We start from the raw sequence: 4,811 nt of genomic DNA on the forward strand, positions 1-4,811 counted from the left end.
GATTACATCATCACTATAAGATAATTCGTAATCTGTACCTTCTACTAATGTTCTATCCGTCTTAGTATCTGTAACTGTTGGTTTGTTCTTGTGTTCTTCACCATCATACTTAGAATCTGAAGGTTTTGTTACTGTAATACGATTTTGATCATCAATAGACTTACGATTGATTGTCAATGATCCATCTTCGACTACAAATGTTACCTTCTTAAAGTTACTATTTTTGTTACTAAATTGAGTTTCAGAAAGATTCATCTGATATGTACCAGCTTCAGTACCTTCAGCCTTAGCTTCACCTGTAAACTTAACATCATCTTTAGTATACAATTTGTTAGAAATATCAGTAATTTCATAACCTTCTACTGAATGTGGATTGCCATCATAAGTTACAGTATCTTTTTTACCTTTGATTGTTACTGTTACTTCAGCATTAACTTCAGTAATACTCAATTTACCTTCATGCTTAGTAATTGAATAATTACTTTCTTTAAAATTTTCACCTTCAGTAATAACGATTGTATTTGTGACTTCACCATCACTTACATAAGTAACTGATCCAGTTGCCTCAACTTTTGTTACTTCACCATCAACGAAGTTTCCTTCAACTTTAACATCTGGTCTAGTTAGTGGAGTTCCATCATAAGGTTTAGAAGCTTTTTCACTCGTTAATGTTACTGCACGTGGATTAATAACAAGCTGTCCATCTTCTGCAATTTCAAATTTAACATTTGAGAAGTTTGTATTGTTGTTAACAAACTGAGTTGCATCCAAATTCATTGGATATGTATTAGCATCTTTACCAGTAGCCGTTGCTTGACCATTTAATGTAAAATCTGTTGATGTATAAAGTGTATTGCTAATAGATTCTACTGTATATCCACTTACACTTTGTTCTTCTCCATTATAAGTTGCAGAATCTTTATTACCATTAATTCTAACTGTTACTTCATCCGTAACTGGAGTAATACTCAATTTACCTTCATTCTTAGTAATTGAATAGTTATTTGGATTGAACTTATTTGATGTTTTATAAGTAATTGTATTTGTTACTTCACCTTCACTAACATTTGTGACAGATCCAGTTGCCTTAACTTCTTTTACTTCATCTTTAACAAATCCACCAGTAATAGTTACATCAGGTCTAGTTAATGGAGTTCCATCATAATCCTTAGAATCTGTTTGACTCGTTAATGTTACTTCACGCTTAGAAATTGTTAATGTTCCATTAATCTTATTTACGATCACTTTATCTGTTACATCAACACCATCTTTAGTAACTTTTGCTGTACCAGTAATCACAGTGTCATAAGTACCAAAATCTTTACCCTCAGCTACTGCAGTTAAACCAGTTACTTCATATCCAGCAGTAACGTTTTTAAAGCCTTCAACCTTCTGTACTTCACCATTATATGGAAGTGTATTACTATTTGCGGTAACTTCAATCACAGTTTTCTTTACCCAAGTCGCATATAAATCATTACTTGAATCTGCATTCACTCTGACTTTTTCACCCACTGCATATTTAGCATTACCTTTTTGAGCATCTTCCATTGATGTTGCCCAACCAGCAAAGTAATAATCTTTACCTGGAGCTGTATAGCTTAAATCAGATGTATTTTCTAAAGTAACTTCCTTGTTATTCAAAATCGCAACACTCTGATCTTCACCATTACCATTACCAGGATGATAAGTTAAGATTGCTGAAGTTTCTGAATCACCAAATACAGCTGTTAAAGTAATCACATTCTTGTCATCTGCCAAATCTTTATTTACTTCAAAGTTTTGACCAGGCTGATATACATTACCATCTACTAATTGCCAACCTAAGAATTTCTTACCATCTTTTGTCACACCATTAGCAACTGTAGCTTTAGCACCACCTGCATAAACATTGTTATCTTTTGGAGCCTCTAAACCATCTGCTACATACTTAACTGTAAGCTTACCATTGTATAACCACTTACCAATAACGTTAGTATCTTTCAAGATTGCATCATTCGCATTGAATGCTACATTTGTCATATGACCATTTTCATCTGCTACATACCAACCTGCAAATGAATAACCTTCAATTGCAGAAGCACTTGGCAATACTGTACTTGCGATTGTACCAGCTGCAACTTTTTTAGTACCCTTATCTACTGTACCTTCAGGATTATTCAAGTTATAAATTAAGCTGATCTTCTTAGCTGTCCATTTTGCGTATAGCGTAATATTTTGTGCTGGCATTGTCTTTCCATTAAAGACATATTTTTCACCTTCACAAAGTTCATTATCATACCAACCATCAAATTCATAATAATCTGGTAGTGAACTAGGTCTTGCAGGAGTATAGTTTTCATTTGAAATACTTTGCTCATATTTCTTAGAAACTGTCTTATCTTGTTTACCATTATTGATAAATTTGATTTTGTAAGAATTACGAGTGTAATAGAACTCAGAATTATTGTAACTACCACCTACGCCAGGATCTCCATGATCATAAGTAAATCCGGCAATCGCATAACAGTCCTCTTGACCAATAGTTAGATAATTACTGCTAGACTTAATCACATCCTTATGATGTAATTCATAACCCGTATCTTCTATATTTCTAACGTAATAATATGCTGTATAAGTTTTTCTACCACTTGTACTCCATAACGTTGAATCATTCATTGGCATTGTACTTGTATAAGCTAAATACTTACTATCTGAAATCTGCCAGTTTCCATTTCCATTATATGCAGGCCATTCTTTTTTCGAAATACTTTGACCCCATTTTTTAGTGATTGTTGATAAATCTGTACGTGAGTACTGTCTTTCTTTAAAATGCATTGTATACGTTTTTCTCTTGTAGTATACATTTACAATTGTTGAACCATCGCCCTTAATTGTCTTTTGTTCAATTGTAGTTGCAGTAAAGACTTTATCACTCGTCTCTTTACCATGAATGTTCTTACCCTTTATCGTATAAGACTTCGCTGCAGCTGTTGTTGTTGCACCAGTCAAGCCCTGTAATTCTTGAGATTCATGGAATGAATATTCATTATCATCTGCATTTTCCCACCAGTGAATAACTGTATAGCTAACTTCTGCAGCTTTCCAATGTGCTGTTAAAGTCATTGGAGAAGTGACTGTTGCACCATTCTCAACCTTAGTTAAACCATTGTACCAACCATCAAATGTGTAACCAGGTTTTGTAGGTGTAGTATCTTTACCCAAAGTTAACTTGTCACCGTGTAATACGAATTGAGAATCAACAATAGATCCACCATCTGAATTAAATGAAACCCAATAACCTTCTTTAATAATTGCGTATACATTTACAGAAGTACTTCCGTCTGGAACTGAAATCTTATCTGCAATATTTTCAGTTCCATTCTTTTCAGCTGCCCAACCAATTAATTTATGAGTTGAGTCAACATCATAAGATACAGTTGTAAAATCATGTGCTTCATGATCTCCAACTTTTTCTGTACGCATGATTTGTGATCCATCTGGATTTAAGAAGTATACATATAATGCTGCTTCATATCTAGCTGTAATTCTACGTGTTGTAGTTTCAGTAATTTCGGATTGTTTACCAAAACCAGTAAATGGATTACCAGCTTCATCAACCCAACCCACAAATGCTTGTCCAATCATATCTGGAGCTGTAGGAGCAATCAATGTATCCCCAGACTTAACAATCTGTGTACTTACTGTTGTACCATTCGCAACAAAGTTGAATGTTGTTAATGGAACTTGATTTTCACCAGTAATAACATAAATTGAGAAATGGTTTGTATCAAAGCTTTGTGTATTTGTAGCAACTTCAGTTACTGTATTTGCATCATTCGTAACATGATATACATTGACTTCTTCACCAGTTACAGCTACATTTTCAAAACTGATATTAACCAATCCATTTGGTTGAATTTCAACACCATCTTTATTTTGAATTGTGATATCCAAAGCTACAGCCGATTCAACTTCTTTATTCTTTTCAGAAACAGTTTCCTCAACTGCATTTAAGATAGATTTACGAGTGATACGTTTTACAACAAGTTTAGAATCTCTTGGTAAAACACCCTCAGCTGCTGTCGCATGAACAACAACATTACCAGCTGTTTCACTTTGAATAAATGCAGGATACTCCGGCAATTCCTCTTTTACTTCCGTTTCCGAATCCGGGTCTGCCTCAGCATCGTCATCATTTTTTCTTCAGTCTTAGGTTGTTCTGTTGTTTGATGATCTGTTTCAGTAGTCACCTTTTTATAAACAAACTGAACACTTGCCAATTCTGAAGTCACATTTAGACTTACTTGATCAGCACTTGCTGCATGAGAATTATTGACGATTACATCTTTTAATGTATAACCATCAAAATTCAACATAACACTACTATCTGCATTTAAGCTATAGTTTAAATCGAAATCACGATATGTAGCTGCCTGTAAAATTGTTCCATCTTCAGCCACATAACTTAGCTCTACAGATTTCGTTTCTGGCGCTGCAGTCTCATTTGTTTCCTCTTCTTGTAATTCATTATTATTCTCTACAGTAGTCGTTTGCTCCTGTTGTGGTTCAACAGGCTCTTCTTCTGCATTTACATAGTAAGAGTTTGCTAGTCCAAACTGGATTGCCATCGCAAATGATAATACAATTGCTGCCGCTCTCTTCAAGTTTTTCAACATACAAAGCCCTCCTTCTTGATATCGTTGTAATCCCTTTCATTATCTGATTTTAGTATAGGCTTTGTATGGTTATAGACCGGTTATATAATTTAAAAATCATCTTTTTTCTAAAAAAAGATCTATTGCCCTTATGACAATAGATCCATTTCACTA

The 4,811-nt window shown here is 34.1% G+C and carries 2 protein-coding genes; both read right to left on the bottom strand.

Translation table 11 applies throughout. The features are described 5' to 3' along the window. Positions 1-4,125 (bottom strand): InlB B-repeat-containing protein (locus EUBIFOR_RS10900; RefSeq protein WP_003866124.1); only part of this gene is annotated, 4,125 nt, incomplete at its 3' end. A gap of 8 nt (positions 4,126-4,133) precedes the next feature. Continuing rightward, positions 4,134-4,658: a hypothetical protein gene (locus EUBIFOR_RS10905; protein ID WP_003866125.1), complete on the bottom strand. Its 525-nt coding sequence runs from the start codon at positions 4,656-4,658 to the stop codon at positions 4,134-4,136. Between the last annotated feature and the right edge of the window lie 153 nt (positions 4,659-4,811).

The sequence above is a fragment of the Holdemanella biformis DSM 3989 genome (assembly GCF_000156655.1).
GTDB classification, from domain to species: Bacteria; Bacillota_I; Bacilli_A; order Erysipelotrichales; family Erysipelotrichaceae; genus Holdemanella; species Holdemanella biformis.